This window comes from Streptomyces sp. NPDC057854, assembly GCF_042797055.1.
In the GTDB taxonomy this organism is placed as follows: domain Bacteria; phylum Actinomycetota; class Actinomycetes; order Streptomycetales; family Streptomycetaceae; genus Streptomyces.
Window position 1 is genome coordinate 30,220 of record NZ_JBHVMF010000007.1, and the last position, 22,873, is coordinate 53,092.

At 75.3% G+C, this 22,873-nt stretch carries 23 protein-coding genes; 12 read left to right on the forward strand and 11 right to left on the reverse strand.

The window, feature by feature from the left end; genetic code table 11:
• Positions 1–12 precede the first annotated feature (12 nt).
• A complete protein-coding gene (locus ACFVQZ_RS12205; RefSeq protein ID WP_383621409.1) occupies positions 13–1,611 on the reverse strand; it encodes a carbohydrate-binding protein in 1,599 nt (532 codons plus the stop codon).
• 288 nt (positions 1,612–1,899) lie between these two features.
• Between ACFVQZ_RS12205 and ACFVQZ_RS12210 the strand changes: the two genes are divergently transcribed.
• Positions 1,900–2,331 (forward strand): VOC family protein, encoded by a 432-nt coding sequence (locus tag ACFVQZ_RS12210; RefSeq protein ID WP_383621411.1) that lies wholly within the window; start codon positions 1,900–1,902, stop codon positions 2,329–2,331.
• A 124-nt stretch (positions 2,332–2,455) separates the two neighbouring features.
• Entirely contained in the window at positions 2,456–3,706 is a 1,251-nt protein-coding gene (locus ACFVQZ_RS12215) for a GNAT family N-acetyltransferase (protein WP_383621413.1), read from the forward strand.
• Positions 3,707–3,730: 24 nt separating this feature from the next.
• Here the strand turns inward: ACFVQZ_RS12215 and ACFVQZ_RS12220 are convergent, their stop codons facing one another.
• Complete coding sequence (locus ACFVQZ_RS12220; protein ID WP_030497727.1) at positions 3,731–4,114, reverse strand: hypothetical protein; 384 nt, start codon at positions 4,112–4,114, stop codon at positions 3,731–3,733.
• A 302-nt stretch (positions 4,115–4,416) separates the two neighbouring features.
• On the opposite strand from ACFVQZ_RS12220, the gene ACFVQZ_RS12225 reads away from it, so the two are divergent.
• From ACFVQZ_RS12225 to ACFVQZ_RS12245, 5 genes are all read left to right on the forward strand, one after another.
• The gene (locus ACFVQZ_RS12225; protein WP_051788453.1) at positions 4,417–5,445 is read left to right on the forward strand and encodes an RNA polymerase sigma factor; all 1,029 of its coding nucleotides are present in this window, start codon (positions 4,417–4,419) and stop codon (positions 5,443–5,445) included.
• 32 nt (positions 5,446–5,477) lie between these two features.
• Positions 5,478–5,837 (forward strand): winged helix-turn-helix domain-containing protein, encoded by a 360-nt coding sequence (locus tag ACFVQZ_RS12230; protein ID WP_030498209.1) that lies wholly within the window; start codon positions 5,478–5,480, stop codon positions 5,835–5,837.
• Positions 5,838–5,979: 142 nt separating this feature from the next.
• Complete coding sequence (locus ACFVQZ_RS12235; RefSeq protein ID WP_383621415.1) at positions 5,980–7,323, forward strand: MFS transporter; 1,344 nt, start codon at positions 5,980–5,982, stop codon at positions 7,321–7,323.
• 109 nt (positions 7,324–7,432) lie between these two features.
• The gene (locus tag ACFVQZ_RS12240) at positions 7,433–8,230 is read left to right on the forward strand and encodes a DUF6193 family natural product biosynthesis protein (protein ID WP_383621417.1); all 798 of its coding nucleotides are present in this window, start codon (positions 7,433–7,435) and stop codon (positions 8,228–8,230) included.
• A 112-nt stretch (positions 8,231–8,342) separates the two neighbouring features.
• Positions 8,343–8,753 carry a RidA family protein gene (locus ACFVQZ_RS12245; RefSeq protein ID WP_383621418.1) on the forward strand — a complete coding sequence of 137 codons (411 nt, stop codon included), beginning with the start codon at positions 8,343–8,345 and terminating at the stop codon, positions 8,751–8,753.
• Between the two features lie 17 nt (positions 8,754–8,770).
• On the opposite strand, the gene ACFVQZ_RS12250 is transcribed toward ACFVQZ_RS12245, so the two are convergent.
• Positions 8,771–9,394, reverse strand: coding sequence for a hypothetical protein (locus ACFVQZ_RS12250; protein WP_383621419.1), 624 nt, complete (start codon positions 9,392–9,394; stop codon positions 8,771–8,773).
• A 451-nt stretch (positions 9,395–9,845) separates the two neighbouring features.
• Between ACFVQZ_RS12250 and ACFVQZ_RS12255 the strand changes: the two genes are divergently transcribed.
• Positions 9,846–11,069 (forward strand): S8 family peptidase, encoded by a 1,224-nt coding sequence (locus ACFVQZ_RS12255; protein WP_030498204.1) that lies wholly within the window; start codon positions 9,846–9,848, stop codon positions 11,067–11,069.
• A 121-nt stretch (positions 11,070–11,190) separates the two neighbouring features.
• On the opposite strand, the gene ACFVQZ_RS12260 is transcribed toward ACFVQZ_RS12255, so the two are convergent.
• From ACFVQZ_RS12260 to ACFVQZ_RS12275, 4 genes are all read right to left on the reverse strand, one after another.
• Complete coding sequence (locus ACFVQZ_RS12260) at positions 11,191–11,835, reverse strand: L-threonylcarbamoyladenylate synthase (RefSeq protein ID WP_030498203.1); 645 nt, start codon at positions 11,833–11,835, stop codon at positions 11,191–11,193.
• Positions 11,832–12,464, reverse strand: a complete 633-nt coding sequence (locus tag ACFVQZ_RS12265) for a carbonic anhydrase (protein WP_030498202.1) — start codon at positions 12,462–12,464, stop codon at positions 11,832–11,834. The genes ACFVQZ_RS12260 and ACFVQZ_RS12265 overlap by 4 nt, the downstream gene beginning before the upstream one ends.
• A gap of 160 nt (positions 12,465–12,624) precedes the next feature.
• On the reverse strand, positions 12,625–13,356 hold the full coding sequence (locus ACFVQZ_RS12270) for a hypothetical protein (RefSeq protein ID WP_383621422.1): 732 nt from the start codon (positions 13,354–13,356) through the stop codon (positions 12,625–12,627).
• 348 nt (positions 13,357–13,704) lie between these two features.
• A complete protein-coding gene (locus ACFVQZ_RS12275) occupies positions 13,705–14,724 on the reverse strand; it encodes an aminoglycoside phosphotransferase family protein (RefSeq protein ID WP_383621424.1) in 1,020 nt (339 codons plus the stop codon).
• Between the two features lie 209 nt (positions 14,725–14,933).
• Here ACFVQZ_RS12275 and ACFVQZ_RS12280 point away from each other — a divergent pair, with 209 nt between their 5' ends.
• Complete coding sequence (locus ACFVQZ_RS12280; protein WP_383621426.1) at positions 14,934–16,118, forward strand: alpha-hydroxy-acid oxidizing protein; 1,185 nt, start codon at positions 14,934–14,936, stop codon at positions 16,116–16,118.
• A 42-nt stretch (positions 16,119–16,160) separates the two neighbouring features.
• On the opposite strand, the gene ACFVQZ_RS12285 is transcribed toward ACFVQZ_RS12280, so the two are convergent.
• From ACFVQZ_RS12285 to ACFVQZ_RS12295, 3 genes are all read right to left on the reverse strand, one after another.
• Positions 16,161–16,583 (reverse strand): CBS domain-containing protein, encoded by a 423-nt coding sequence (locus ACFVQZ_RS12285; RefSeq protein ID WP_030498198.1) that lies wholly within the window; start codon positions 16,581–16,583, stop codon positions 16,161–16,163.
• 182 nt (positions 16,584–16,765) lie between these two features.
• A complete protein-coding gene (locus ACFVQZ_RS12290; RefSeq protein WP_383621428.1) occupies positions 16,766–18,343 on the reverse strand; it encodes a polysaccharide lyase family 1 protein in 1,578 nt (525 codons plus the stop codon).
• A 796-nt stretch (positions 18,344–19,139) separates the two neighbouring features.
• On the reverse strand, positions 19,140–19,748 hold the full coding sequence (locus ACFVQZ_RS12295) for an SMI1/KNR4 family protein (protein WP_383621430.1): 609 nt from the start codon (positions 19,746–19,748) through the stop codon (positions 19,140–19,142).
• A 260-nt stretch (positions 19,749–20,008) separates the two neighbouring features.
• On the opposite strand from ACFVQZ_RS12295, the gene ACFVQZ_RS12300 reads away from it, so the two are divergent.
• Genes ACFVQZ_RS12300 through ACFVQZ_RS12310 form a run of 3 tightly spaced genes read left to right on the forward strand, consistent with a single transcriptional unit; the run spans position 20,009 to position 21,509 of the window.
• A complete protein-coding gene (locus tag ACFVQZ_RS12300; RefSeq protein WP_383621432.1) occupies positions 20,009–20,395 on the forward strand; it encodes a VOC family protein in 387 nt (128 codons plus the stop codon).
• A gap of 39 nt (positions 20,396–20,434) precedes the next feature.
• Positions 20,435–20,836 (forward strand): MazG-like family protein, encoded by a 402-nt coding sequence (locus tag ACFVQZ_RS12305; protein ID WP_383621434.1) that lies wholly within the window; start codon positions 20,435–20,437, stop codon positions 20,834–20,836.
• Between the two features lie 7 nt (positions 20,837–20,843).
• Positions 20,844–21,509, forward strand: a complete 666-nt coding sequence (locus ACFVQZ_RS12310; protein WP_383621436.1) for a LuxR C-terminal-related transcriptional regulator — start codon at positions 20,844–20,846, stop codon at positions 21,507–21,509.
• A gap of 16 nt (positions 21,510–21,525) precedes the next feature.
• On the opposite strand, the gene ACFVQZ_RS12315 is transcribed toward ACFVQZ_RS12310, so the two are convergent.
• On the reverse strand, positions 21,526–22,806 hold the full coding sequence (locus ACFVQZ_RS12315; RefSeq protein ID WP_383621438.1) for a sensor histidine kinase: 1,281 nt from the start codon (positions 22,804–22,806) through the stop codon (positions 21,526–21,528).
• Positions 22,807–22,873 lie beyond the last annotated feature (67 nt).

Below are 22,873 nucleotides of genomic sequence, written 5' to 3' on the forward strand. Positions count from 1 at the left end.
ACGGTCGGCGGATCACCAGGTGACGGGACGACCCCCGAAGGTGGCGGCGAGCGAACCGTCCGGCGCGAACGACCAGCCGAGGGCGCCGCTGTAGGCCGCGCAGCGCGAGCCGTTCGTGCCGGTCCAGAACTGGTTCGTGCCGTCCGCGTCGCCCACCAGCTTGTCACTGGTTCCCGAACTGGTGCTGCGGCACGAGGTGTTGCCCCGGAAGACCGACGTACCGGCCTCGAAGGTGAAGTTGCGCTGCGCGTTGTCGACCGAGATGTTCTCGGAGACCTTCAGCGAGCCCGGGTTGCTGTTGTACGTGAAGCCGTGCTTGCCGTTGCGGTAGGCGATGCTCCGCCGTACGACGTGGTCGACGGCGACGGACTCCCCGCCGAGCTTGTAGCCGTTGCGGTCGCCGTTCGCGTTCACGGTGCCGTCGGAGAGGGTGCCGTTGGTGTACGCGAGGGAGTACTCGATCGTCACCGGGTCGATCGGGCCGGTGTCCGGCTTGGTGTAGAGGTCCCAGCCGTCGTCGATGTTGTGGTGGGCGACCGCGTACCGGAAGACGTTCCCCGGCCCGGTCGTCAGCTTCGCGGCGAAGCCGTCGGCGTTCTCGCCGGCCGTGTCGGCGTTGTCGTGCGACTCGACGCTCACCATGAGGTTGCGGGCCGGCCACTGGTCGCGCGGGGTCGTGGAGGCGATCCGGCCGAGCTGGAGCCCGGTGTCCCGGTTGAAGCGGGTGACCGTGCGCTCGATGACGTTGTCGCTGCCGCCGACGTAGATGCCGTTGTCGCCGGCGCGCTGCACGATCAGGCCCTTCACGTGCCAGTGGTTGCCGTTCAGGGCGAGCCCGCGGTTGGACGACGCCTCGGCCATCGCGGAGAAGTCGAGCACCGGCGTCTCGCCCGGGTAGGCGGCGATCGTCTTGCGGGCGGCGGCGGTGCCGTTGTTGCCCGGGGCGACCGTGACGGTGGTGGTGTGCGCGTACGTGCCGCCGCGCAGGTAGATCGTGCCGCCGGCGCCGATCCGGGTGATCGCGGAGGCGAGAGTCGTCGGGTCGGCCTGGGTGCCGGAGGCGCCCGCGGTGCCGGTGGGGGAGACGTAGAGGGCGGGGCCGGACGGGGCGGGGGAGTCGGCGGTGCTCAGCTCGACGTGGTCGACGTTGGGCAGCCCGGCGGCCGTCGTCGGCGAGAGGCGTACGGTGTTGGCGCCGACCGCGACCGGCACGGTGAACGTCCGGGACGTCCAGCCCGTCCACGTACCGGTCGGCGCGAAGGAGGCCGAGGCGGCGACGGTCGACCCGTTGACCACGACGGAGGCCGGGCGGTCGGCCGTCGTCCCGTTGGCGTACCGCACGGTGAGCGTCGCGCTCCCGGCGGCGGGCGCCGTGACGGTGAACTGCGCGTGGGCGCCGACGGCGTTGGTGCCGTTGCAGAACCCGCTGCCGGAGTACCCGGTCCAGTCGGAGTCGATGGTGCCGGTGCAGACGGCGGGCGAGACCTCGGCCTCGTACCGGGCGGTCGCGGCCTGGGCGGTACCGGCGCCTGACAACGCGGCGAGGGTGCCTGCGGCGAGGGCCGCGCTCAGGGCGAGGGAAGGGGTGCGCTTCGTGCGCTTCGTGCGCATCGGTGTCTCCTGGTGGGGGATGCGGCTCGGACACGGGAGGAGGGGGAAAGCGCTTTCTGGAGTGCTGGCGCCGACGCTAGGGGGAGTGTCGGAGACACGTCAATATGCGCGTACGTGAAGGGTGTTCATGGGTGTGAACGACGGGGGAGCGCCGTGGCCGGTGGCCTGCTTCGCTCGCCGTGGCCCAAGCCCGTTTCCGGCACTGCGAGTTGGGGCCGTATCCTCGCCTGCCGGCCAGGGCGCACATATCCGGAGGTGCCGGAGGAACGCCCTCCCTATGATGGCCGGATGCCGTCGATCAAGAAGCTCCAGATCACCTTCGACTGCGCGGAACCGGAACGGGTCGCGCGCTTCTGGCGTGCGGTGCTCGGGCACGACGTGCCGCCGGCGCCCGAGGGGTTCGCCTCCTGGGCGGAGTTCGACGCCGCCGAGCCCGGGCGGCGGGGCGCGGACTGGGCCGCCATCGACCCGGTCGGCGACGAACCGCGGCTCTCCTTCCAGCGCGTCCCCGAGGGCAAGACCGTCAAGAACCGGGTCCACCTCGACGTACGCGCCGGCACCTGCCTCGTCGGCGCGGAGCGCCTGGCCGCGCTGGAGGCGGAGTGCGCCCGCCTGGTCGCGCTCGGCGCGGTCCACGACCGGACGCTGTACGCCGACGGCGTCAACGAGTCCTGCATCAACATGCGGGACGTCGAGGGCAACGAGTTCTGCCTCGACTGAGCGGATGCGGATGCGGATACGCGTACGCATACGGATGCGGGGCGCGCGGCACAGGGGCAGCGTGAGCCGTACGAAAGGCCCGCGCGGCACACGGGCCGCGCGGGCACACCTGAGGAGGCCCCCGGTGGTAGAGATCCGTCCCACGACCGACGCCGACCTCGGCGTGTTCGTCGACACCCTGCACGCCGCCTTCGGACGGTTCCCGGAGACCCCGGGCGAGGACGGCGGCGGCGTCTGGTGGTCGGCCCTGGAGATGGACCGGAACCTGCTCGCCGTCGCTCCCGACGGACGGCCCGTCGGCACCTCGGGCGCGTACTCCTTCGAGCTCACGCTGCCCGGCGGGACCATCGTCCCGGTCGCCGGCGTGACCGCCGTCGGCGTGCTGCCCTCGCACCGGCGGCAGGGCGTGCTCAGCGCGATGATGCGGCATCAGCTCACCGGGCTGAAGGCCCGGGGCGAGGTCCTGTCCGTGCTGCTGGCCTCCGAGGCCGTCATCTACCGCAGGTTCGGCTACGGACCGGCGACCTCCACGCAGCGGATGACCGTCCCGCGCCACCGGAGCGCGTTCGCGGCACTTCGAGGCGTACCGCGCGACGCCTCGGGACCGGCGTCCCCGGACCTCACGGCAGCCGCCCCCGGCTCCGTCGAACTGGTCCGGCGGGCCGATGCAGGCGCCGTCCTCGAAGAGGTCTACGACGACTACCGCCGCACCCAGCCCGGCGCCCTCTCCCGGCCGCCCCGCTGGTGGGCGCTCGGCGCCGGACAGCCCCCGGTCGCGAAGGCGCCGCGTCACGTCGCCGTCCACCGGGGCGCCGACGGAAGCCCGGACGGGTACGCCTCGTACTCCCTCGACGGCGGGACGCTGACGGTCGACGAGATCATCGCCGCCGACGACGCGGTGTTCGCCGCGCTGGCCCGGTTCGCGCTCGACCACGACCTGGCCGAGAAGATCGTCCTCAAGCACGTGCCGCCCGGTCATCCGCTGCGGTACCGGTTCGCGGACTACCGCGCCGCCGAGGTCAGCCACGACACCGACTGGCTGTGGGTGCGGATCCTGGACGTCCCGGCGGCGCTCACCGCGCGCGGCTGGCTCGCCGACGGGGAGCTCGTCCTCGACGTCCACGACCCGTTCCTCGGCACGTCCGGCCGCCACCTGCTGACCGTCCGGGACGGCAAGGCCGACTGCGTCCCCACGGACCGGCGGCCCGACCTGTCGCTGGACGTCAGCGACCTGGGCTCGGTCTACCTCGGCGGTACGGCCCCGAGCGCGCTGGTCCGCGCCGGCCACGTACGCGCCCACCACGCGGAGGCGGCCGATCGCGCCGACGCCCTCTTCCGGACCGCCCGCCCGCCGCACTGCCTGCACTGGTTCTGAACGCCCACCCTGTCGTGGCCTGCCTCAGCCGCCGTCGGGCCAGGCGTCGCTGCGCCAGGCGCGTTCCTCGACGCCCCGGTCCCGGTGGGCGGCGAGAGCGGTGGCGAGGTCGCCGTGGACCGCGATGGCCACCGGCCCGTCGCCGAAACCGCCGCCCGCCGGCACGGCGGCGAGCTCCAGCCCGCGCCCCTCGGCGGCCAGCCGCGACGCGGCCTCGGACACGGCGAGCCGTCCGCCGTCGGACCAGCCGCGCAACCCGGTCAGGTCGAGGACGACCGGCCCGGTACCGCGCGCGAGCGCCCAGCCGACGGCCCCCTGGAACCGTCCCACGGCCTCCTGCCCGAGGAAACCGGCCAGGGAGAGCACACCGAGGCCGGGGTGGATGGTGTAGCGCCACTCGATGGTCATCGTCGTCTCTCCTCGCTCCCGGCCCCTCTCCGGCCGTCCGCAGCATCCTCACCCGAGAGCCCGCCCCCGTGCACCACCGGTCCACGGATCGGTCACCCGTCCCGGGATGTGGAGGGCGGCGGGGGAGGGGCGCCGGGTGACGCGGGTCACGCAGCCGGGGGCGTATCGCCCGAGGGGGCCGACCCGTCGAACCAGGGTGTACGGCCGTCCAGAGCCACGACCCCACGGCGGTGACCATCCGCCCGCCCGCCCGGTCACCGGACCCCACCCCCCGCCTTCCCCAGGCCCCGAGGAGCCCCGCCATGACGACCCGCCCGGCCCCGACCAGCCCAGCCCCCGCATCCGCCCCGGCCCCCACTCCCGATGTCCTCCCCCAGTCCCTCCTGGACACGGCCCGGGAGGCCCGGCATGCGTTTCTGGCCGCTCTGGAGCCGCTGCGGGGCGAGCTGTTCCGGTACTGCCGACGGCTGACCGGCAGCGTCTGGGACGCGGAGGACCTGGCGCAGGAGACGCCGGCGCGGGCCTTCGCGCGGGCGGCGGAGTCGCACCAGGCGGTCGAGCGGCCGATCGCCTGGCTCGTACGCATCGCGACCAACGCCTACCTCGACCAGGCGCGCCGCCCCGCTCTACTGCCGCCGGCGCCGACCGAGCGCGCCGCACCGTCCGTCGCCGACCCCGTCGAGGTGCGGGACGCGCTCGCCGAGGTGGCGACGCTGCCGGCGCCGCAGGAACGGGCCGCGGTCGTGCTCAAGGACGTCTTCGACCTGTCCCTCAAGGAGATCGCCGCGATGCCGGGCACCACGGAAGGCGCGGTCAAGGCCGCCCTGCACCGCGGCCGGGGACGGCTCGCCGACCCCGGCAGGGCTGCCGCCCTCGCCCGGCGCACCGCGCCCGACCGCGCCACGCTCGACGCGCTCGCGGCGGCGTTCAGCGCCTCCGACCTGGCCGGTTTCGCCGGGCTCTTCGCCGAGGACGCGGTGAGCGAGGTGATCGGCGTCGCCCACGAGGTCGGGCGCGAGCGGATCGCCGCCGGCTCGCCGCACCACACGCTGCACCGGGAGACGCCCGTCCGCTGGCGCGCGGAAGTGCGCGACATGGACGGGGAGGCGCTGATCCTCATGTGGGCCCTCCCGGCCGACGGCTCCGGCCCCGAGGCGGTGGAGGACGTCCTGCGCGCCGAGACCGCCGACGGCGCGCTCACCCGCCTGCGCTGGTACTTCTTCTGCCCGCAGACGCCGGCAGAGGTGGCGGGCCGCCTCGGCGTCCCCTTCCGCACCCACGGCCACACCCCCACCCCGGTCCCCGTGGCCGTCCCCGCCCCCACGCGCTGAACCCGCCCCGCCGGCCTCCCTACGATGGGCGCATGGCGGATCCCGTACGTGACAAGGCCGAGTCCCCCGTCCACCCACGGACGCCCGGGGCGCCGCAGCTCGCGGCGGCGGCCGAGGTGTTCGGGCTGCTCAGCGACCCGACCCGGCTGCAGTTGCTGTGGGTGCTGACCCGGGGCGAGGCCGACGTCGGCGCGCTGACGGAGGCGTGCGGGGCCGCGCGGCCGGCGGTCAGCCAGCACCTGGCCAAACTGAGGCTCGGCGGCCTGGTCCAGGCGCGGAAGGACGGCCGGCGCGTGGTCTACACCCTGCCGGACGGTCACCTGAAGCGCCTGGTCGTCGAGGCCCTGAACCGCGCCGACCACGTCGTCACGGGGGAGCCCTGGCACGACTGAGGCGCGCCGGTGGCGGGCGCTCGGGCAGCGGCGCACGCACGCCACCGCCCGTTCCAGACAACTCACTCTCGACATGTGCGCACATGTGCACGCGTCGGCTACGGTGGAGAGGACCGCACTCCCGCCGACCGAGGGCGTCCCCATGCTGTCCGTCCTGCGCGACCGCACGTACCGGCACCTCTTCCTCGCCCAGGTCGTCGCCCTCACGGGCACCGGCCTCGCGACCGTCGCCCTCGCCCTGCTCGCGTACGACCTCGCCGGCGGGAACGCCCCCGCCGTGCTCGGCACCGCGCTCGCGCTCAAGATGACGGCGTACGTCGCTCTCGCCCCGCTCGCCGGGGCGCTGGCCCGACGGGTGCCGCGCCGGGCGCTGCTCGTCGGGGCCGACCTCGTACGGCTGCTCGCCGCGCTGGTCCTGCCGTTCGTGGGCCAGATCTGGCAGGTGTACGCCCTCGTGCTGCTGCTCCAGGCCGCCTCCGCCGTCTTCACGCCCGCCTTCCAGGCGACCATCCCGCGCGTGCTGCCCGAGGAACGCGACTACACCCGCGCGCTCGCCCTCTCCCGGCTCGCCTACGACCTGGAGAGCCTCGCCAGCCCGGCCCTGGCCGCCGCGCTCCTCGCCCTCGTGCCGTACGGGTGGCTGTTCACCGGGACGGCGGCCGGGTTCCTCGTCTCCGCGCTGCTCGTCCTGCCCCTGCGCCTCCCGGCGGAGGACCGGCCGGGGCCCGCCGCGGAGCGGGTCCTCGGCGTCCGGCTGCTGCTCGCCACGCCCCGGCTGCGCGCCCTGCTCGCGCTGGACCTCGCCGTCGCCGCCGCGGGCGCGGTGGTCCTGGTCGACACCGTCGTCCTCGTGCAGGACGGACTGGGCCGGCCGGCCGGCGACGTGTCCCTCGCCCTCGCCGCGTGCGGGGCGGGCTCGATGGCCGTGGCCCTGCCGCTGCCGCGCCTGCTCGGCCGGACGGGCGACCGCGCCCTCATGCTGCCGGCCGCCGCCGTCCTCGCCGCCGCGCTCGCCCTGCTGACCGCCGGCCTCGCCTCCGGCTGGGCCGCCGCCCACCGGGCGGGCGCCTGGCCGGCGCTGCTCGCCCTCTGGTTCTGCCTGGGCGCGGCGACCTCGGCGGTCCTCACCCCCGGCGGCCGGCTGCTGCGCCGGTCCGCCGGCGACGCCGACCTGCCCGCCGTCTTCGCCGCCCGGTTCTCCCTGTCGCACGGCTGCTGGCTGCTGACGTACCCGCTGGCCGGCTGGCTCGCCGCCCGTGCGGGCACGGCCGCCTCCGCCGCCGCCCTCACGGCCTTCGCCGCGACCGCCGCCGCCGGCGCGGCCCGCCTCTGGCCGCGCACCGACCCGGACGCACTGGAACACGCCCACCCCAAACTCCCCGCCGACCACCCCCACATGGCCGCCGCGACCGGCCCCGGCCACCGGCACGTCCACCCCTTCCGCATCGACCCCCTCCACCGCCACTGGCCCACCCCCACGAGCTGAGCCCCCCCGCGATCTGAGCCCACCCTCCACGAGCCGAGCCCACCCCCCCCCGCGAGCTGAGTCCCCCCCCCGCGAGCTGAGCTCGCGCCGTGCGGGCAGAATGCCCGCCATGCCGACGCCTCCCGAGCCCGCCGCCCTGTACCCCGACGTCGCCGCGGCCGGAGGCCGGGACCGGGGCACCCTCGCCGCCGCGCTCCGCGCCGCCGCGGGCGGCGCCCTCGACCACATACCGCTCATGTCCCCCGACACCGCCCCCCTCACCGAGGCCACCGGCGGCAGCGCTCTGCCGCACCGGTCCGCGATGCGGGTCTCGGCATGGGCGCACGAGCGGAAGTGGTCCGTCTCCGCCGGCGAGCCGCTGCTGGGACTGGCCCTCATCCACGGCGTGACGGACGACCTGACGCAGGTCGCGCGGGCCCTGCGGGCCTGGCACGACGGGGCGAGCCCGGAGGACGTCCACGCGGCGGCCCCCTTCGCCCGGCCCACCGGCCGCCTCGAACTCACCGAGCCGGACCCGGTGCGCATGACCGAGTCCGAATGGCGGCACCTGCGCACGGAGGCCGCCGAACTCGACACCTCCTTCGCCCCCGCGTACCGGGCTCTGGTCGACGCGGCCCACGCCGAACCCCGCCTGCGGGCCCTCTACCCCTTCACGAGCCACTGGGCGCTGCGCTTCTCCACGGCCACCCGCCCGCATCTCCAAGTCGTGGGGCCGAACCTGGTCTGCTCCGGCGAGGGCGGCTATCGGGTGGCGCGGCTCATGGCGGAGCGGGGGCGGCACGTCGCCACGGCGCGGGAGGCGGTCGCGGAGGCCGTACGGCTGCTGCCGGAGGGGCGGGAGCCGGTGAGGTACGGCGCCGCGCCCCGAGGTGCGGAAAATCCGGTCGAGGCGGCGGGGCAACCTTGAGAGGGTGAGGTGTCCCCCGCCGGGGCGGCCCCTGATCCGGCGTCAACCGCCACCGAGCGGCGAGCGCCCGCCGCCGAGCGGCGTCAACCGCCCCACCCCCGAAAGGCCCCCCATGCCCCGCGCCGTCAGCCTCATCCGTTCCTCCTCCCTCTCCGACGTCGCCGAGTACGCCTACGCCGCGACCGCGCCGGCCGACGCCCGGCTGATCTTCCTGGCGGGTGCGTGCCCGCTCGACGCCGACGGCGTGACCGTCGCCGTCGGCGACGTCGCCGGGCAGGCCGCCGCCTGCGTCGAGAACCTGCGGACCGCGCTGAAGGACGCGGGCGCCGACATCGAGGACGTCATCAGCACCCGCGTCCTCGTGGCGACGACCCGTCAGGAGGACCTGGTCGCCGCCTGGCAGGTGGTGCGGGACGCCTTCGGCGCGCACGACGTGCCGAGCACGCTGATGGGCGTGACGGTGCTCGGGTACCACGACCAGCTGGTCGAGGTCGAGGCCGTCGCCGCCGTCCTGGACGCCTGACCCTTCCTCACCGTTCCTCACGCGGACGGGCGTGTCCACAGCGTGAGGTCGCTGGAGGTGGCGACCGCCAGCGTCCGGCCCGTGGGGGAGAACCCGGCGGCGCGGAGGGTGGACCAGGTCGAGTGGAAGACGTGCCACCAGCCCTCGGTGTGCGGCGGCCGGTGCCAATCGCCGCCGGTCGCCGACAGCAGCACCCGGTGGTGCGGCCAGTCAGGGGCCTCGACGTCCACGCTCCAGCCGTCGCCGCTCACGCTGTGCAGCCCGCCGCCGTACAGTCCGGCGACGCGGACGCGCTGTCCGGCGAGCGGCCCGATCCCGGGGCAGGTCAGGTCGGGCGTGCCGTCCGGCCCGTCGTCCTCGGGGTCCCGGTCCCGCGCGATCCGCTCGCCCGTCACCGCGTCGAAGACGCCGTACCCCTGCTGGGAGACGACCATCACCAGGTCGTGGCCGGTGCCGGGGTGCACGCCGAACCCGATGCCGGTGAGCCCGCCGACGGCGGCGCAGCCGTCGAACACGTTCCGCCAGGGCGCAGGAGCCGGGACGACCGGAGCGGCGAGCAGGCGCCGGCGCAGACCCTCCTGGTACGGGGAGAGGGCGGGGGCCGAGGGCTCGGGGGCTTCGGGCGGGGTCTTCTCGCGCATGCCCCGATCATGACGGGTGCCCGGGCGGGCGGTGCTTCCGGGGCCGCCCCGCGTCCGTCGGCCGCCCCGCGCCCGCCGGCGGCCGCCCCGCGTCGCCGAGGCCCGTCCGTCACCCCTCCTCCGCCCCTCCTTCATCCCTCCACCACCCGTCCGGCTTCCGTGCGGCGGCGTCCGGTGGCCGGTCCTCGGGGGTGGAGGCCGGATCGTTTCGCCGCTTGAGGCGGGGTGTTTCGTGGCGGTTCGGCGGGGGTTCGGCGGAGTCTCCGTGGCGGCTGTGTGTCGGATGCATGACAAGCGGTCAACTTCCTTGATCCGCCCTGCCGTTGCGGCACAGGCTACTGCTCACGCCGAGCGGAGGCCCGCCTCCCCCCGGCGGTGCGTGCGACCGCACGCGACCCCCACACCGCGGCGCCCGACCCGGGCGCCACGCCAAGAGGAGGAACCCCTCGCCATGGCACTCCCCGTGAACCGCACCGCCCGCCGGGCGCTCGTCGCCTCGGCCGCCACCGTCGCCGCGCTCGCCACCGGCCTCGCCGTGGCCCCGGTGTCGCAGGCCGCCCCCACGCCCGCGGAGGGCGTCGTCCTCGCGGCCGGTTCGCCCGACGCCGTCGCCGGCAGCTACCTCGTCACGCTCAAGCCGGGCGCCGGATTCGCCGCCGGTTCCGCCAAGGGCCGCGCGCTGATAGCCGGTTACGGCGGCAAGGTCGGCAAGACCTTCGGCGCGGCCCTCAACGGCTACACCGTCACCCTCGACGAGAAGGCCGCCCGCCGGCTCGCCGCCGACCCGGCCGTGGCGACCGTCGAGCAGAACCAGGTCGTCCGCGCCGACGCCACGCAGACCAACGCGCCCTGGGGTCTCGACCGCATCGACCAGGCCGACCTGCCGCTCTCGGGCACGTACACGTACCCGGACAGCGCGGGCGCCGGCGTCACCGCGTACGTCATCGACACCGGCGTACGGATCAGCCACGGCGAGCTCGCGGGCCGGGCCGTCAACGGCTACGACGCCGTCGAGGGCGACTCGGTCGCGCAGGACGGCAACGGCCACGGCACCCACGTCGCCACCACCATCGCCGGCTCCACCTACGGCGTGGCGAAGGCCGCCAAGGTCGTCGCGGTCCGCGTCCTCGACAACAACGGCTCCGGCACCACCGCCGGCGTCGTCGCCGGCATCGACTGGGTGACCTCCCACCACGCCGCCGGCGCCCCGGCCGTCGCCAACCTCTCGCTCGGCGGCGGCGCCTCCACCACCCTCGACAACGCCGTGAAGCGCTCCATCGCGGACGGCGTCACCTACGCGGTCGCCGCCGGCAACTCCGGCGTCAACGCCCGCAACACCTCGCCCGCCCGGGTCACCGAGGCCATCACCGTCGGCGCCACGAGCAACACCGACGCGAAGGCCAGCTGGTCCAACTACGGCTCGGTGCTGGACCTGTTCGCCCCCGGCGTCTCCATCACCGCCGGCTGGCACACCGGCGACACGGCGACGAACACCATCTCCGGCACCTCCATGGCCACCCCGCACGTCGCGGGCGCCGCCGCCGTCTACCTCGCCGGCCACACCTCCGCCACGCCCGCGCAGGTCGCCACCGCCCTCGTGAACGGCGCCACCCCCAACAAGGTCACCAGCCCCGGCACCGGCTCCCCGAACCGCCTCCTCCGCCTGGTCCCGTAGTTCCGTAGTCCCGTAGTTCCGTCCCCCCACGAGACGACCGTGCCCCGGCGGCCACCAGGCCACCGGGGCACGGCCGGACGGGCGCGGGGCCCGTGCCGTCGTCGGTCCGCCGACGTCTGCGTCAGGGGACGATCAGGTCCGGTACGAGCGCGCGGAGTTCGGACACCGGCAGGACGCCGTCGCGGACCAGGCGCGGGGTGTCGCCGCTCAGGTCCACGATGGACGACGACACCGCGCCGGCGGTGCGCCCGCCGTCGAGGTAGACCGCCACCGCGTCACCGAGCATCGCCTGCGCGGCGTCGCAGTCCTGCGGCGACGGGTGGTCCGTCAGATTGGCGCTGGAGACCGCCAGCGGGCCCGTCGCCGCGAGCAGTTCCAGGGTCAGCGGGTGGTCCGGCATGCGGACGGCCACCGTGCCGCCGGTCTCGCCGAGGTCCCAGTCCAGGGAGGCCCGGTGGCGGACCACCAGGGTCAGCCCGCCCGGCCAGAAGGCGTCGATCAACGCCCTGGCCGCGTCGGGCAGTTCGTCGGTCAGCTCGCCGAGGGCGGCGGCCGAGTCGACCAGGACGGGCGACGGCTTGTGCCGCCCCCGGCCCTTCGCGGCCAGCAGCGAGGCCACCGCCTTCGGGTCGAAGGCGTCCGCGCCGACCCCGTACACGGTGTCCGTCGGCAGGACCACCAGCTCGCCGCGGCGCACCGCGGCCGTGGCCTCGGCGAGGCCCGCCGCGCGGGCCGCCGGGTCCGAGCAGTCGAAGCGGGTCGTCACGCCGGAGTGCCCTCCTCCACGGTGACACCGCGCGTGGTCACCAGGCGGGCGCTGCCCTCGGCCAGCTGGTAGCCGAGGCCGACGACGGCCGTCTCGCCCGCCGCGACCTGGTCGGACAGCAGGCGGGAGCGCTCCAGCAGCAGGTCGACGGTGTGCCGGATGTGCTCGTCGATGATGTCGCTGTCGCCGGTCAGGCCGGCCTTGCGGGCCGCCAGGATGCTCGGCGTCACGCGCTCCACGACGTCCCGCACGAAGCCGCCCGCCGCGAAGCCGTCCTCGACGGCCGCGCGGGCCGCGGAGACCGCGCCGCAGGAGTCGTGGCCGAGGACGACGACGAGCCGCGCGCCGAGGATGCTCGTCGCGTACTCGACGCTGCCGAGGACCTCGGGGCCGACGACGTGACCGGCGGTGCGGACGACGAACAGGTCGCCGAGCCCGCGGTCGAAGATGATCTCGGCCGCGAGCCGCGAGTCGGAGCAGCCGAGGATCACCGCGAACGGGTCCTGGCCGGGGGCGAGCTCGGTGCGGCGGGCGGCGTCCTGGTTGGGGTGCTCGGGCGTGCCCGAGACGAAACGACGGTTGCCTTCGAGGAGGGCGTCCAGGGCAAGGGCCGGAGAAGTTCTGGGCATGCCGCCACCCTAATTCGTGCGCCCGCCCCCGCGCGCTACCGGGTCACCCCTGTGGACCCCTCTGTGACGGACTCCACCCGACCGCGTCCGGATCCTGTCCGCCGCGTCCGGATTCCGCCCCTCCGCGTCCGGTTCCCGTCCCGTTCCGGCCCGGGATGGCTCAGGCCGTCGCCTCCCAGGCGCGCGTCAGTCCGTCCAGCCAGGCCGGTGGCAGCTCGGCCGCGTCCCACTCCTCCCGCAGCTCCGCCGGGCGGGCGGCGAGCCGTTCCAGCACGGCGAGGCTGGTGGGGGAGTGCACGAGCGTGTAGCGGCCGTGGATGGCGATCGCGCTGCCCGGCCCGTACGTGGCGTACAGCCGTTCCAGGCGTGACCGGTGCTCCGCCGCGAACGCCGTCAGCCGCCCCGGGTACGCCGCCCGCTGACGGACCCCCATGGTCGCGAGCGAGGCCGCGAGGACCTGCTCGGTGACCTCCGGGTCGAGGTCGGACTCCTCGGTGAAGGATAGGTACAGGGGCACCACCGCCACCTTGGCCCGCTCGACCTCCATCCGGCCGACCGGCGCCCGCGCCTCCGGGTCCTCCCCGGCCTCGGCCGCGACCGCCGCCGCCAGGGCGCGGTCGGCGAGGCCCGCGAGACCCTCGGTGACGGCCCGTGAGCCGTCGCGCCAGCCCGCGCCGTACTGCTCGCCGCTCCCGGGCGGGGCCTGCCGTCCGGTGCCGGCCAGGGTCGTGTGGGCGACGGCGAGCGCGCCCGCCTCCACCAGGCCGATCAGCTCCTCGGCGTCGCCGGAGTACACCCCCGCCCGCGCGAGGAGCTGGAGCAGCGTCGTCCTCGCGTTGTCGACGCTCGCGGCGTCGAGCTGGAGCCGTTCTTCCCGGGCGGCGGTCATCATGGGTCCTCCTCCTCGCGGTTCCGGCGCGTACGGGTGCGGCGGACGCGCCTTCGAGGACGCGACGATCACGGGGCCGGGCCACGCTCCCCTCGCGGCGGCGCACGGACGCGACCGGTGATCGGGTCCTCGAACGCCGAGGTTTCCAGCTCCCCGGCCCCTCCGTCCAGCCGACGTCCCGGTCCCCGCCGACCAGGCACCCGGTGCCACCCGGGGCGCCGCTCGGCGATGACCGGCGACCACCCCGGCCTTCCGGGGATCACATACCCCCGGGTGGTAAGTGGGGCGCTCGGTGGGAGGCCGGATCGCGGGCGGGCAGGAGACACGAAGTGCCACCAAGCCATCAAGCCATCAGGCTGTCAGAAGCTCCTCGGCGGCGAAGAGTTCCCGCACCCAGTACGCGCTCGCGTCGTGGCTGGTGAGGAGCGGCGTGCCCGGGAACAGCCGGAACCAGGTGCCCGCCCGCGCCAGCGCCGCCAGCCGCACCGCGACGCCCGCGGCCCGCCGCAGCTCCGCCGGTGACGGGCCCAGGCCCGTCCAGTGCTCCAGGTACGCGTCCACCATCGGGCCCACGTGCTCGGGGCCGTACCGCTCCCGCACCGACCGGACCGGGATCAGCAGGCTGCCGAAGGGATGCGCGACGGACGCGTCACCCCAGTCGAAGAAGGTGAAGCGGCCCGGGGCCGGGGCGAGGAGCTGCCCGTCGTGCAGGTCGCAGTGGTCCAGCGAGTCGGGCAGGCCGTACGCGTCGAGCTCGGCGCACAGCTCGACCAGCCGGGGCCGCTGCCGCAGCAGCGCGGCGCGCTCGTCCGCGTCGAAGAGGGGGTTGTCGGCCACGAGCGCGTCGAAGGCGTCCGGCAGCTCACGGATCCGCGCCCGCGGCACCCCGAGCCCGGCCAGCCGGTCCGCGTACGGGACGAGCCGGCGCTGCATCGCCCCGTACTGCCCCAGCGCCGCCGTCCACGCCTCCGGGCCGGCCTCGCCCGCGTCGACGAGCCCGCGGAACAGCGGTCCGCCGTCGGGCAGCAGCGTCACCCCGAGGCCGGCGTCCACCGCAAGCGGGGTCATCACGTGCTCCGGCACCCACGCGGCGAGCGCCTCGGAGAGCCCGGCCTCGAAGGCGTTCGCCGGGGCGCCCGCCTTCAGCCACACCGCGTCCCGCTCGCCGCCGCCGGTCGCGAACCGGACCAGCACCGACCAGGGCCGCACCCGCACCTCCCGCGCCCCGGTCTCCACCAGACCGCGCCCGGCCAGCACGCGCTCGGCCCAGCCCAGCACGTCCCGCCGCCACTCCTCGTCGTCCCAGGGCGTCACCGCGTCCGGAAACCGCCCCCGGTCCACCACCGTCGCCCGCTCGTCGTCGCTGCGCATCCGGCGATTCCATCACCGGAACCGCCCGGGACGCACCGGAATATGCCGGTGGCGGGGGACCCGGACCGGACCGCACCGGGCCCCGGGCCGGGGCGGGTGCCGAAACGGGTGCCGCCGGACCGTGGCGCTCCGGGCCCGCCGGCTGGCACCGTGGGCGCCGACGGCGGCCGGGGAGGGCCCGGCCGGAGGGCGAAAGGGGTGGGGCCGGCATGAGCGGCGGCGGCGCGTACGGCGGGCGGTACGGCGACTACCAGAACGAGATCTATCTCGCCGGGCTCGGCGGCGTCCTCCCCTCCCACCCCATGACCTTCGCCGACCTGGAGGCACGGGCGAGCGCGGCGCTGCCGCCGTCCGTGCTGTCGTACGTGGCGGGCGGCGCCGGCGACGAGTTCACCCAGCGGGCGAACGTGACGGCGTTCGAACGCTGGGGCCTGGTCCCGCGGATGATGGTGGGAGCCGTCCAGCGCGACCTCGCCGTCGACCTCTTCGGGCTCCGCCTGCCCTCCCCGCTGTTCATGGCGCCGATCGGCGTCCTCGGGCTCTGCGCCCAGGACGGGCACGGCGACCTCGCCGCCGCCCGCGCGGCCCGCCGCACCGGCGTGCCCATGGTCGCCTCGACGCTGAGCGTGGACCCGATGGAGGAGGTGGCCGCCGAGTTCGGCGACACCCCCGGCTTCTTCCAGCTCTACACCCCCACCGACCGGGACCTCGCGGAGAGCCTGGTGCGCCGCGCGGAAGCGGCCGGGTTCCGGGGGATCGTCGTCACGCTCGACACCTGGGTCACCGGCTGGCGCCCGCGCGACCTCGCCGCCGCCAACTTCCCGCAGCTCCGCGGCCACTGCCTCGCCAACTACACGTCCGACCCGGTCTTCCGCGCCCGGCTCGCCAAGCCGCCGGAGGAGGACCCCGGGGCGGCCATCCTCGAATGGGTCGGCCTCTTCGGCGCGCCGCTCACCTGGGCCGACCTGCCCTGGCTGCGGTCCCTCACCGACCTGCCGCTGATCCTCAAGGGCCTCTGCCACCCCGAGGACGTCCGGCGCGCCCGGGACGGCGGGGTGCACGCGGTGTACTGCTCCAACCACGGCGGCCGGCAGGCCAACGGCGGGCTGCCCGCCCTCGACGCCCTCCCCGGCGTCGTCGAGGCCGCCGACGGCCTGCCGGTCCTCTTCGACTCGGGCGTCCGCACCGGCGCCGACGCCGTCAAGGCCCTCGCGCTTGGTGCCACCGCCGTCGGAATCGGCCGCCCGTACGCGTACGGTCTCGCGGCCGGCGGCGAGGACGGCCTCGTCCACGTCCTGCGCGCCCTCCTCGCCGAGACGGACCTCCTCATGGCCGTGGACGGCTACCCGACCCTCGCGAGCCTCCGCGAGGGGGGTGCGCTGCGCCGCCTCTGACGGCCGGCCGGGCCGGCGGGGTCCCGGCCGGCCGCGGACGGCTCAGGTGGTGGGGCGGGAGACGTCCGAGACGAGGTCGCCGACCGTGCTGTCGGGCAGGCGGCGCGCCACGTCCGCCTGCGCGATGATGCCGACCAGGACGTGTCCGTCGATCACGGGGACCCGGCGGATCTTCCGGTCGGCCATCACCTCCAGGACCCGCTCCAGCGAGTCGTCGGCGCCGACCCAGACCACCTCGCCCTGGGCCAGCTCGCCCGCCGTGCACGCGGACGGATCGCGGCCCTCGGCGACCACCCGCACCACGATGTCGCGGTCGGTGAGCATGCCCTTCAGGCGTTCGTCGGGCCCGCAGATCGGCAGCGCGCCGACATCGAGCTCGACCATCTTCCGCGCGGCGTCGACCGCACTCTCGTCGCTCCGGACGCAGGTCACGTCCGGGGTCATGATCTCGCGTGCCGTGGTCATGGCGACCCCCTGCCGCTCGTCGTGTCGTCGTGGACTCTCGTCCCAGGCGGCGGCTGCCCCGTCCCCGCGCGGGCATGCGGGGACGGGGCGGAAGGGGAGCACCGGAGAGCCGGCGGGAAGCCGGACGTACCCCCGGCTTCGTAGAGCGCTGGACGTACCCCCCGCTTCGTGTCGCCGGACCGTCAGGCGTACGTCTCGAACTCGGCGACGCGGGGCGTGCCGGTGGCGGACGTGATCTCGAAGGTGACCTTGCTCAGCGAGGTCGCCGGGAAGGTGATCGTGCCGGCCGCGCCGCCGGTCGCGAGGACGGCGCCGGTGTCGGCGTTCAGCAGCCGCCACCCGGTGACCGTGCCCGCGCCGGACGCCTCGCGGACGCGGACCGACGAGATCGTCGTCGGGGCGCTCCACTTGACCGAGACGGATCCGGTGGTGCCGGCCGGCGACCAGTACGTGCTCAGGCTGCCGTCGCGGACGTTGCCGTAGCTGGTGCCGTCGGCCTTGCTGGAGCCGTCGGAGCCGGCGCCGATGCTGAGGTTGGTGCCGGTCGGCGGGGTGGTGGTGGCGGTGGCCGTGGGCGTCGGGGTGGGCGTGGGGGTCGCGGTGGCGGTCGGGGTGGGGGTCGGGCTCGGCGTCTGCGGTGTGCAGGAGCCGTCCGAGACGAGCAGGCCCTTGCCGGCGCCGGCCGTCCGCGCCACCACGCCGGGGACGCAGGAGGCGCTGTCGAGGGCGTAGGAGTACGGGACCGACACCGTCGCGTTGGAGACCGGGTTCGGGCCCGCCGGGCGGTAGTCGGAGGCGGACGGGGACCAGGTCACGTTGTCGAAGGTGTTCCCGGCGACCTGCCAGTAGCCGGTCGTGGTCGTGTAGAACGTGCCGAGGACGTCCTTGGAGTCCTGGAAGTAGTTGTTCTCCACCCTGGCGCGGGCGCCCGCGCGGGAGTTGATGCCCGAGTCGTTCAGCCGCCGGTAGTGGTTGTTGTACATGTGCGCGGTGCCGCCGCGCAGCAGGGGGGCGCGGGAGTCGATGTTCTCGTAGAGGTTGTGGTGGTACGTGATGTAGCCGTTGCTCAGCTCGGTCTCGCTGGAGCCGACCAGGCCGCCGCGGCCGGAGTTGCGCAGCACGCTGTAGGAGAGCGTCACGTACTGCGTGTTGTCCTTCATGTCGAAGAGCCCGTCGAAGCCCTCGGACTCGCCGCCGGACGCCTCCAGGGTGACGTGGTCGACCCAGACGTTGCGGACGTCGCTCTCCATGCCGATGGCGTCGCCGCCGTTGGAGACGGGGGAGCCGGACTTCTTGACGTTCCGGACCGTCACGTTCTGGATGATGATGTTGCTCGACTCGCGGATGTGGATGCCGAGCTGGTCGAAGACGGCGCCGCTGCCGACGCCGACGAGCGTGACGTTGCTGATCTGCTTCAGCTCGATGACGCCGTCGGCGGTGCTGCAGCTGGTGCCGGACACCTTGGCGGTGTTGGCATGGTTGATGGTGCCCTCGACCTGGATGACGATCGGGGTGCTGCTGGAGGCGCGCCCGCAGAGGGCCGCGTGGATCTGGGTGCCGGTGGTCGCCCGTACGGTCTGGCCGCCGGCGCCGCCGGTGGTCCCGCCGTTCTGGCTCGCGTAGCCGGTGGCGCCGCCGGCGGTGGCGGCGGCCGAGGCCTCCGGCATGTCCGGGATGGTCAGGACCGCGCCGGTGGCGGCGGCGACGGCCATGGCGGCCAGCGCCGCGCGGAGCCGGGTGGAGGGGGATCGTCGTCCCATGCCTGCCCTTTCGTAGACGCCCGCGGGCTCGCGGACGTATGTCGTCGTCAGCCCCGTCCCTTGGGTAACGCAACATAGAAAGCGCTCTCTGGAAAGCGCTTTCGGCGCGTGACGATAGGGGCGGCGGCGAGCCCGTGACAAGCCTTCGCGCACGACCCACCGAAATCCGCGACGCGCGGCGCGGCACGGGGGCGCCTTCGCGCCGGGGCGGCGCGCCCGGGCGGGCCCGTCCCGGAAGGCGCCTCATCGGGCGCGGGCCCGGCGGCCGGACCTGGGCCGCGCCGGCCGTCGGCCGCCGGTCATGGTCGCTGGTCGCCGGCCGAACCGAACCGGTCGGATGGTTCCGAAGGCGGTCCGGTCAGGTTCGGCTCCTGCCCGGGAGGGAGCCGACCGGGATCGGCCCTGGCAAGGTTCGCCCTTGGCTCGGATCGGCCGTGGATCGGCCGCGGCCCGGACGGCCCGGACGGCCCGGACTGGCCCGGGGGTCCGCCCCGGATCCGGACTGGCCCGGACGGGCCTGGGCAGGCCTGGACACCGGCCGTGCCGCCTTCGGAATCCGGTCGAACCGGTATCGGACCGGATCGGCGCCGGGCGGAACTGTCCCCCGGCCCCGGCGCGCGCCCACTTGGTCGGGCGGCGCGCGGGAGGTCCTGCAGGGACCGACGGCTCCCGGGGGCCCCACGGGGGGCCCGAGCGGGCGCGGGCCCCGGGCTCGGCGCCGTGTCCACCTGGTCGGGCGGCGGGCGCCGGAGGTCCTGCGGGACCCGGTGTCTCCCGGGCTCGCCCGAGGGGCCTGCTACGGGCGGGCGGGGCGGGGTTCGCCGGTGTGCCGGTCCAGGCCGGCCTGCCAGCGGTGCTGCTGCGTGAGCCAGTGCACGTAGCGGGGCGTGGACCCGCGGAGGTCGACGCTGATCGGATACGGGTCGAACTCGTCCAGCAGCAACCCGCGGAGGAACTCGGCCATGCCGCAGGGGAACAGGGTGAAGTCCTCGCGGGTGTGGCGACCGCACACCAGGACCGGCCACCGGTCGGGGTTCGGGTCGGTGGTCAGCCAGCACAGGATGTCCGCGCCGCTGGTGACCCCCCAGGCGAGGATGTGGTCCGGATCGATCGCGAGGTCGCCCTGGCCCTCCACCATCTCCCAGGTGGAGCGGGCGTTCTCCGTCTCCTCCTCGAACGTCCCGGGATCCCACTGGAGGTACGCCTTCGGCAGGGGCATGAGCACGGAGACCCCCTCGAAGGAACCGGCGCCCCACCGGGCCATGAAGTGCCGGTAGTCCCGTGGGAACGGCGTGCCCCACCGCTCCTCCGCCGCCGCCCAGTCGATCTCCTCGTCCGCGCCGAGGTCCGGAGGGAGAACTCCGGCCAGCGCTGCGATACCCGCGATACCCGTGGGGTCTTCCATGGCAATCCCTTCGATCGGACGGCCGCGAGCCTATGCGCACCCACGGACAACCGGCACGGCGGCGGGGGCCGGCCGGTCACCGGAATCGGGTGGGCGGCGCGCGGGTGGCGTGATAGGCACTACCTGCACGGGGGAGGTGCGGGCCGGTCACGGGGTGCCGAAGGCGCGGACGGGCGGCGGGCGGGTGCGGTCGAGGGCCGTGCGCGCCGTCACCGAACCCGGCGGACCGGCACCATCGAACGGAAACACGGAGACACCGCATGCGCGTCAAAGCCTTCGACCACCTCGTCCTCAACGTCACCGACGTCGAGCGGGCCCTCGCCTTCTACACCGGCCCGCTGGGCCTCGCGCCGGAGCGGGTCGAGGAGTGGCGGGCCGGCAAGGTGCCGTTCCCGTCCGTCCGGATCGACGACAGCACCGTCATCGACCTGTTCTCCCGGCCGCGCGGCGAGTCCAACGTCGACCACATCTGTCTCGTCGTCGACCCGCTCGACTGGCAGGAGGTCATCGACTCCGGCGCGTTCGACGTCCTGGAGGGCCCCGTCCCGCGCTGGGGCGCCCGCGGCTCCGCCCAGTCCGTCTACGTGAAGGACCCCGACGGCAACACCGTCGAACTCCGCTGGTACCCGCAGGACGTCCAGGCGTAGCCGCGCCCCCGGGGCCGTACGGGCTGGCAGGCTGCTGCCATGACCGACGACACCTGGACCACCGTCGCCCGCCTCCACGACTGGCTCACGGCCCATCAGGACCTGCCGCCCGGCCAGGAGATCCTGCTCCGCGTCCTCAAGCTCTCCGAGGAGGTCGGGGAGGCGGCGCAGGCGGTGATCGGCGCCACCGGGCAGAACCCCCGGAAGGGCACCAGCCACAGCTGGAGCGACGTGGAGGCGGAGCTCTGCGACGTCGTCATCACCGCCATGGTCGCCCTGCGCACCCTCACCCCGGACGCCGCCGAGGTCTTCGCCGGGCACCTGCGGCGAGTCGCCGAGCGCTCGCTTCCCGGAGACCCCTTTTCCGCCGGCCCGGGTCCCGGCACACCCGCACCCGAACACCCCGTCCCCGGACACCCCGTCCCCGGACACCCCGGATAATGCACGGGTGACAGACAGAGAGCTCCGCGTGGTCCTGGCCGAGGACTCCGTCGTCCTGCGCGACGGCATGGTCGAACTGCTCGGCGCCCGGGGGTGCCGGGTCGTCGCCACCGCGGGGACGGCGTCCGGCCTGCTCGCCGCGGTCGACGAGCACCGGCCCGACGTGGCCGTCGTGGACATTCGCATGCCGCCCACCCACACCGACGAGGGCATCCGCGCCGCCGTCGAGATCCGGACGCGGACGCCCGGCGTCGGCATCCTCGTCTTCTCGCAGCACATCGAGACCGTCTGGGCCGCGCGGCTGCTCGCCGACGGAGCGGCCGGCGTCGGTTACCTGCTGAAGGAACGCGTCGCCCGCACCGACGAGTTCGTGGCGGCGCTGCACCGGGTCGCCGACGGCGGCACGGCGCTCGATCCCGAGGTCGTCACGGGGCTGATGCGCGCCGGGCGGCGCGGCCCGGTCGACTCGCTGACCGCGCGGGAGCGCGAGGTGCTGGAACTGATGGCCCAGGGCCGGTCCAACCGCGCCATCGCCGCGCAGCTCGTGGTGTCGGAGCGGGCCGTGGAGAAGCACGTCGCCGCCGTCTTCACGAAGTTCGGCCTGCGGGCCACCGACACCGACAACCGGCGCGTGAAGGCCGTCCTCACCTACCTCACGGACAGCGCCGGCTGACCGGCCCGACAGCTCCTCACACCCGCAGCGGCAGATCCGCCGTCACCACCGTCGGCCCGCCGGCCGGGCTCGTGACCGTCAGGGTGCCGTCCACCGCCGCCAGGCGCTCCGCCAGCCCGGCGAGACCGGTGCCGGCGTCGGCGGAGGCGCCGCCGCGGCCGTCGTCGCGGACGGTCAGGCGGACGCGTCCGCCGGCGGTGGCCGCCGTGAGGGCGGCGGTACGCGCTCCGCTGTGGCGGGCGACGTTGGTCAGGAGTTCGGCCGCACAGAAGTAGACGGCCCGCTCGACCGCCGGGTCCGGGCGGTCCCGCAGGTCGAGGTGGAGCGTCAGGGGTACGGGGGAGGTGGCGGCCAGGCTCGGCAGGGCCTGCGCGAGACCGCCGTCGAGGGCCACCGGGCGGATGCCCCGGGTGAGCAGCCGCAGTTCGGCGATGGTGGTGTCGGTCTGGCCACGGGCGCGTTCCACCAGCCCGCGCGTCCGCTCCAGGTCGGGGCCGCCGGTGGCGGTGAGCGCGTCGTCGGCGAGCGACAGGGTGATGGCGAGGGCGACCAGCCGGGCCTGGGTGCCGTCGTGCAGGTCGCGCTCCAGCCGGTGGAGCCGGTCGGTGTTCTCCGCGAGCAGGACGGCGCGGGCCGCCTCCAGCCGCCGGACCCGCTGCTGGGCCGGCGCGGGGCCGAGCAGCAGGGCCGCGAGCCGCCGGTTCGCGGCGCTCAGCGCCCGGATCGCGGCGGGCACCGCGGCGAGCAGCAGCAGGCCCAGCGGTACGGAGACGGCGTCGGCCCAGCCGAACGGCCGCGGCCCCGGCCCCGCTTCCAGCAGGCGCACCCACAGCGGGAACCCGATCAGCCACCCGCACCCGGCCGGCAGTCCCACCGCCGCGGCGAACCCCAGCAGCCCGAGCGGCAGCCGCAGCACCAGGTACAGCAGGGTCCGCCAGCCGACCGGGTCGGTCAGCACGGCACGGCCCCGGGCGAGCGGGCCCGTCGGGCGGGGGAGCGGCGCCGGCGCCTCGATCCGCTCCCCGAGCAGCCGTTCGACGAGCCGGCGGTGCGGGGCGCCGAGCGCGCGGGCGCCCCGCAGCGCGGCGACCACGAACGGCAGGCCCAGCACCGTGAGGGACAGCAGCACGCCCGCGTACAGGACGGCGATCGCGTAACCGGCGCAGAGCAGCGCGAGCGGCAGCCCGGCGACGGCGAAGAGCCATTCGCCGCCCCGGACGGCGTACCACGCACCGCCCTCCGGGGACGCGGGCGCCGACCCGGACGCAGGCCCCCTGCACGGGCCGTCCGTCTTCACGCCGTCGTCCCCGCCGTCCGACCTCAAGCCGTCGCCCCCGCCGTCCGACCTCACGCTGTCGTCCCCG

Coding starts and splice junctions, on each gene's coding strand:
- ACFVQZ_RS12285 (WP_030498198.1), bottom strand. CDS start 16,583: ATGACCACGGCACGCGAGATCATGACCCCGGACGTGACCTGCGTCCGG.
- ACFVQZ_RS12295 (WP_383621430.1), bottom strand. CDS start 19,748: ATGGAAGACCCCACGGGTATCGCGGGTATCGCAGCGCTGGCCGGAGTT.
- ACFVQZ_RS12225 (WP_051788453.1), top strand. CDS start 4,417: ATGACGACCCGCCCGGCCCCGACCAGCCCAGCCCCCGCATCCGCCCCG.
- ACFVQZ_RS12210 (WP_383621411.1), top strand. CDS start 1,900: ATGCCGTCGATCAAGAAGCTCCAGATCACCTTCGACTGCGCGGAACCG.
- ACFVQZ_RS12230 (WP_030498209.1), top strand. CDS start 5,478: ATGGCGGATCCCGTACGTGACAAGGCCGAGTCCCCCGTCCACCCACGG.
- ACFVQZ_RS12220 (WP_030497727.1), bottom strand. CDS start 4,114: ATGACCATCGAGTGGCGCTACACCATCCACCCCGGCCTCGGTGTGCTC.
- ACFVQZ_RS12255 (WP_030498204.1), top strand. CDS start 9,846: ATGGCACTCCCCGTGAACCGCACCGCCCGCCGGGCGCTCGTCGCCTCG.
- ACFVQZ_RS12280 (WP_383621426.1), top strand. CDS start 14,934: ATGAGCGGCGGCGGCGCGTACGGCGGGCGGTACGGCGACTACCAGAAC.
- ACFVQZ_RS12270 (WP_383621422.1), bottom strand. CDS start 13,356: ATGATGACCGCCGCCCGGGAAGAACGGCTCCAGCTCGACGCCGCGAGC.
- ACFVQZ_RS12245 (WP_383621418.1), top strand. CDS start 8,343: ATGCCCCGCGCCGTCAGCCTCATCCGTTCCTCCTCCCTCTCCGACGTC.
- ACFVQZ_RS12235 (WP_383621415.1), top strand. CDS start 5,980: ATGCTGTCCGTCCTGCGCGACCGCACGTACCGGCACCTCTTCCTCGCC.
- ACFVQZ_RS12305 (WP_383621434.1), top strand. CDS start 20,435: ATGACCGACGACACCTGGACCACCGTCGCCCGCCTCCACGACTGGCTC.
- ACFVQZ_RS12275 (WP_383621424.1), bottom strand. CDS start 14,724: ATGCGCAGCGACGACGAGCGGGCGACGGTGGTGGACCGGGGGCGGTTT.
- ACFVQZ_RS12290 (WP_383621428.1), bottom strand. CDS start 18,343: ATGGGACGACGATCCCCCTCCACCCGGCTCCGCGCGGCGCTGGCCGCC.
- ACFVQZ_RS12250 (WP_383621419.1), bottom strand. CDS start 9,394: ATGCGCGAGAAGACCCCGCCCGAAGCCCCCGAGCCCTCGGCCCCCGCC.
- ACFVQZ_RS12300 (WP_383621432.1), top strand. CDS start 20,009: ATGCGCGTCAAAGCCTTCGACCACCTCGTCCTCAACGTCACCGACGTC.
- ACFVQZ_RS12240 (WP_383621417.1), top strand. CDS start 7,433: ATGCCGACGCCTCCCGAGCCCGCCGCCCTGTACCCCGACGTCGCCGCG.
- ACFVQZ_RS12205 (WP_383621409.1), bottom strand. CDS start 1,611: ATGCGCACGAAGCGCACGAAGCGCACCCCTTCCCTCGCCCTGAGCGCG.
- ACFVQZ_RS12265 (WP_030498202.1), bottom strand. CDS start 12,464: ATGCCCAGAACTTCTCCGGCCCTTGCCCTGGACGCCCTCCTCGAAGGC.